The following is a 4899-nucleotide window of genomic DNA, read 5'->3' on the forward strand; positions in this document are numbered from 1 at the left end:
AGTTAGATGGATGGGCTCATTTTCTGACCAACATGGATTGGTTTCTAGTTCATGAAGTGATTGCTTAATTGCTTTAACTGGGTCTTGATGATAAAGATCACTGTGCTTTCTGAAATGAATACGATCTCCATCAACAATATCCGTCACTATTTTTATGAAACTACTCTCATCTAATAAGGACTTGCTTTGGATCATGTAAAGGTCATATATATGACGCACTAAATCTTGGTCGTAATAATGCTCACGCTGGCTAATTGTTGCAACTCTTCTAGTCAACGCAACCCATTTTTCTGCTGCTGTCTCAGTTATCGACATACATAGCACATCAATTTGAGGAAAGTTAACCTTATTGCCAAATACATGGCTAATTAACGGCATGATTTTATGCGCCACAACAGGAAGTTTGACCTCACCTAAAAATAATTCCAAAGCCAAGTATGGTTTTAAACTTGCTGGTGATTGATTGTCATAAAGCGAATGGTATTGGGCTTTAATGGAAATAAATTGACCTTCATTGCGAATATTAACTGAATGATCATCTAATATAAATCCATTATCTAATAAGGCTTTAAGCAGTGACTTCCTAAAATCACGTAGTATTTTACGTTGAGCATCTTTTTTACGCTGCTGATTAGGATTTTTATAGATCAATCTAAAATCACAATCTTCACTCATTCTCTGAATAATCTTATGCGCCTTAGCAAGTGCCGTGCCACCTTGAAAAATTAAATCAAAATACTCATGCTGAACGTCCATAAGCACAGATATTGCCTTGGTAACAAATAAGTCTTTCTCAATAACATATGGCGCTTGTAATCCTAACTCCTCAGCACTTAGGTTAATCAACTCCCTAAGTTCATCATCGGAATAATTATGGAATTTATTACTCAAAGCGCAGCTCCATGCCTCTATAAGATATTGTCCTACGGAATCGATCCAAAAGTTTAGTTGCCGGGTTTGCTGGTATTTGTTGAGATTCACCCGAATTATAAGATTTCTCAGCTTCTGAAATATCCCAGCGAATCCCCAATCTTGTTAATGCTTCCCTGGCAACAGCGACAAATCCATTTGGTAGATAATTTTTACCTGTTAATTCAGAATAAGACAAGCGCACATAAATCCCATAGCCTAGTTTTGCAATCGTTCCTTTTTTTATTAATGCATTCAAAGCACGGGTAACCTGCCTATCGCTATCTAACCATATAAAATCCTCACGCAAAATAACGTCACTTGACGCATTCTGTATATATTGCCATAACTTATATTCTGTCGTTTCTTCATATTTTACTTTCATGATAGTCACCTTGCCAAAAATGGACAGTTAAAGTATAACACAAATTGCCAAAAATGGACAATTAATGTTAGTCAAACATATTTAGTGGAAAGTTTTCACATTAACCACGAACTTCGTGGCCAATTCAAATTGATGATGGAAATAAAATTGCTAAATAACAGCATTTATAATTGCAAGCTGCCAAATCTATTGCTCATAATAACAGATGTTATATTGGTAGCCTTGTTCCACCAAAAACATCTGACGGTTTTGACTGAAGTCTTGCTCATCACTATTTTTTGTCACCAAAGTATAAAAATGTGAAGGTTTGCTCTTTGGTCGCAAAATACGACCTAACCGTTGAGCTTCTTCCTGACGTGAGCCATAGGTGCCTGATACTTGTATCAAAACATTTGCATCAGGTAAATCAACAGCAAAGTTAGCCACTTTAGAGACCAATAAAACAGATAGCTCACCACTTTTAAACTGCTGATATAGTACCTCTCTGCGCTGCTGGCTTGTTTTCCCTGTGATAATTTCAACATTAAGTGCTTTTTTAATCGTATCCAATTGCGAAATATACTGACCAATAATAAGCACCTGGTCCTTGGCGTGTTTCTTCAATAAATCCTTTACCAGAGTGATTTTATGTTTATTTTCAGCCGCAATGCGATAACGACTACGCTTATCTGAAAAAGCATATGCTTTCTCAAGTGTTTTACAAAATGGCACACGGTATTCAATACAGTTTGCTTCAGCAATATAACCACGCGCTTCTAGTACTTTCCAGGGGACGTCATATCGCTTAGGACCAATCAAGGCAAAAACATCATCCTCAAGACCATCTTCACGAACCAGTGTCGCCGTCAGCCCCAGCCTTCTTTTAGCCTGAATAGCGGTAGTCGCACGAAATACCGGTGCAGGTAACGTATGGACTTCATCATAAATAATTAATCCCCAATTTCTCTGTGTGAAGACTTTCATATTATTCATGGGGTCATATTTTGATGCGCGATACGTCAACATCTGGTAAGTAGTAATAGTGATTGGTTTAATCTCTTTGTGTCCGCCAATATACTCACCTACATGATCCTCAGTTAAGTGTGTTTTTTGTAGGATCTCATGGCGCCATTGATGGACTGATGTAGTATTAGTCGTCACGATTAGCGTATGATTAGAAATACACGCCATCGTACCAACGCCAATAATAGTTTTGCCTGAGCCACAGGGTAGAACGATAATGCCATTACCACCCGCATTACGTCCATTTTGATAAAAAGCATCTATAGCATCAAGTTGATAATCTCGTAAGCTAAATTTTTGGTGCTCCAGTGTCACATCACGCAATGTAATCTCAAGCTGTTCACCTTTAATATAGCCACAAAGATCATTTACAGGATAGCCTGCTTTAATCAGTGCATGTTTAACATTTCCCCTGTCAGAAGCCCTAACAACCAATGCTTTTTCGGTGATGTCATATTCATACCAGAAGCTTTTTAACGCATCATCATGAGTTATCTTATCGAATATATAATCATCAGAGACTGTTAGCAGTAGATATTCTTCGTCATCTGATTTCTCAAGCACTAACTTACCATACTGCTGATACCAATCCGTCATGGATTGTATAACTGGAGCAGGTAAAGGGTACTTAGAGAATTTAGTCATATTGTCGAGAATAGACTCAATCTCAATGCCTAATGCTGCGGCATTCCATAGTGATAGTGGTGTCGTTCGATAGGTATGCATAAACTCTGGTGACTTAACCAATTCAGCAAAGCTCACCAAAAAATCACGACATGCGGTATACTCTGGGTTTTGCACTTCTAATAAAAGCGTATGATCACTTTGGACAATTAAAGGGGCTAAAGGATTCAATTATTTTTCCTCTTCTACGGCAAACTGATAGTTTTCAGCTGCTTTTAATGACTGTTTAAACGCTTGCTCATGCTTTTTGCTTAAGCTGATTGTTCTACTGGATTCATTAACACCAATAACAATATGCTTAGCAATCAAATCATCTTTAATTAAATTAAACGCTTCCTTATCAGCAAAGTCATAAGAGAGCATGGTTTGTTTTTTTAATTTAACTTTCCGTTTTGGCTGGGATTTTTTAGCTTTTTTTGTGCCTTCTTTTGGTAAGGAAGTCGCATAGGATTTAGGTAACAGCTTAAATTTGTCATCTTCATGCTCAATAACAAGAGAAACATCTTCATGCGCATCCAGCTTATCAATAACCGTTTGATAATCACTTACAATAAAGGTTCTTTTATCAATTGAGGCAGTCATATGCTCTGCAAGAAAATCATGGGAATATTGTGATTCTAGTAGCACGCTATTAGTGTAGAGCTTAAAGGCATCTCCTTGATGACACCACTCCTGCATATCTGTCTCAACATTTTGCGGCAATCCTTGAGTGCTTAATTTTTTCAAAAGCTTGATCACATCAAGATTAGGCTCACTTGCTGCTAATTGAATGATATTGTTCTTATCAATCTTAATCTGTGATATTGCACCATGATTACTAAACTCACCAAGCTTCATGAGCTGATGCATAAGTCCTACAGGGTAAATGAGCGACTCAATCGTTATTTCATAATTAGGTAGCACCTGAACTGTTGGTGCTGGGACAGAATTCACATACAGCATATAAAATAATTGAGTCACCTTGAATGCTTTTAAATGTCCTAATGAGGGACTAACATCACTATTGTGTTCTTTTTCATAAGCTAGTTCTACCCACCCCAACGTATAAGGAATCGTTTCTAAAAACCGCTCAATAAAACGCCCCTCAACACGCTCAAAAGCATCGGGCATACTTTGATCAATGGTTGTCGTTTTATATTTTTCTGTCGGTGGATGCTCATTAAAATGAGCATATCTATTAGCTTTCCCATAAGAGTGTCTTGATGGCTTCATATTTTCTGGAATTAATGCGTAACAATGATGTTTATGTAAGTAATCAACCAGTGTATCAACAGAGTACCATACCTCTGGTTTAAGAGTAGCTAATGCATCAATAATCGCTAAACGCGCAGCTTCAAAATTAATCTGACTCACCACGTCTTTGGCGTAATAATACTCCAGTGGGAACTTATTTAATATGCCTGCGCCATAACCATCAGACTGAAATAACTCATTGCTATCTGGCACAACAGACGTATAAAGTCTCTTTACAAGGGCTTTATAACGTTTATCTTCATTCGCTATATTCAGATAATCTTGATAGTCCTCTTTGGAGACTTTAATGATATTGTTTTTATAAAGTCTTTCATCTGAAGTATAACCATAAGAACCGCGCTTATCATATTTAATCCAATGCATTGCATAAGCAATACGATCTGCTTCATCAATATATCGTCTATTATTATCGTTATCTTCCTGATTAATGCTTTTACATATTCTTTTATAATCAGCATCAGGAATGTGATTGCCTCGATAACTTCTTTTCACTTCTCTTAAGCAAAGGTAATCCATATAAGCATGGAACCATAATAAAATGCGCGTATCAGGAATGAGGTGCTTGTATTGATCTGAATTAATATCCATGTTTTCTTGAATGTCACTGATTACTGTCATAAAGTTAACTTCCACTTTGTTCTTTCACGGCATAGCCTGCTTTTTCA

At 37.0% G+C, this 4899-nt stretch carries 4 protein-coding genes; all 4 read right to left on the reverse strand.

Annotation, left to right across the window (positions count from 1 at the left end):
* The coding region (locus tag DNK84_RS06210) for a nucleotidyl transferase AbiEii/AbiGii toxin family protein (RefSeq protein ID WP_162902267.1) at positions 1 to 891 on the reverse strand (891 nt) is incomplete at its 3' end.
* Complete coding sequence (locus DNK84_RS06215; protein ID WP_119343687.1) at positions 884 to 1294, reverse strand: conjugal transfer protein; 411 nt, start codon at positions 1292 to 1294, stop codon at positions 884 to 886. The genes DNK84_RS06215 and DNK84_RS06210, both read right to left, overlap by 8 nt.
* A 186-nt stretch (positions 1295 to 1480) precedes the next feature.
* Complete coding sequence (locus DNK84_RS06220; RefSeq protein ID WP_119343688.1) at positions 1481 to 3151, reverse strand: DNA repair helicase XPB; 1671 nt, start codon at positions 3149 to 3151, stop codon at positions 1481 to 1483.
* Positions 3152 to 4852, reverse strand: a complete 1701-nt coding sequence (locus DNK84_RS06225; protein ID WP_119343689.1) for a hypothetical protein — start codon at positions 4850 to 4852, stop codon at positions 3152 to 3154.
* Between the last annotated feature and the right edge of the window lie 47 nt (positions 4853 to 4899).

The sequence above is a fragment of the Facilibium subflavum genome, from assembly GCF_003574485.1.
Taxonomy (GTDB): Bacteria; Pseudomonadota; Gammaproteobacteria; order Francisellales; family Francisellaceae; genus Facilibium; species Facilibium subflavum.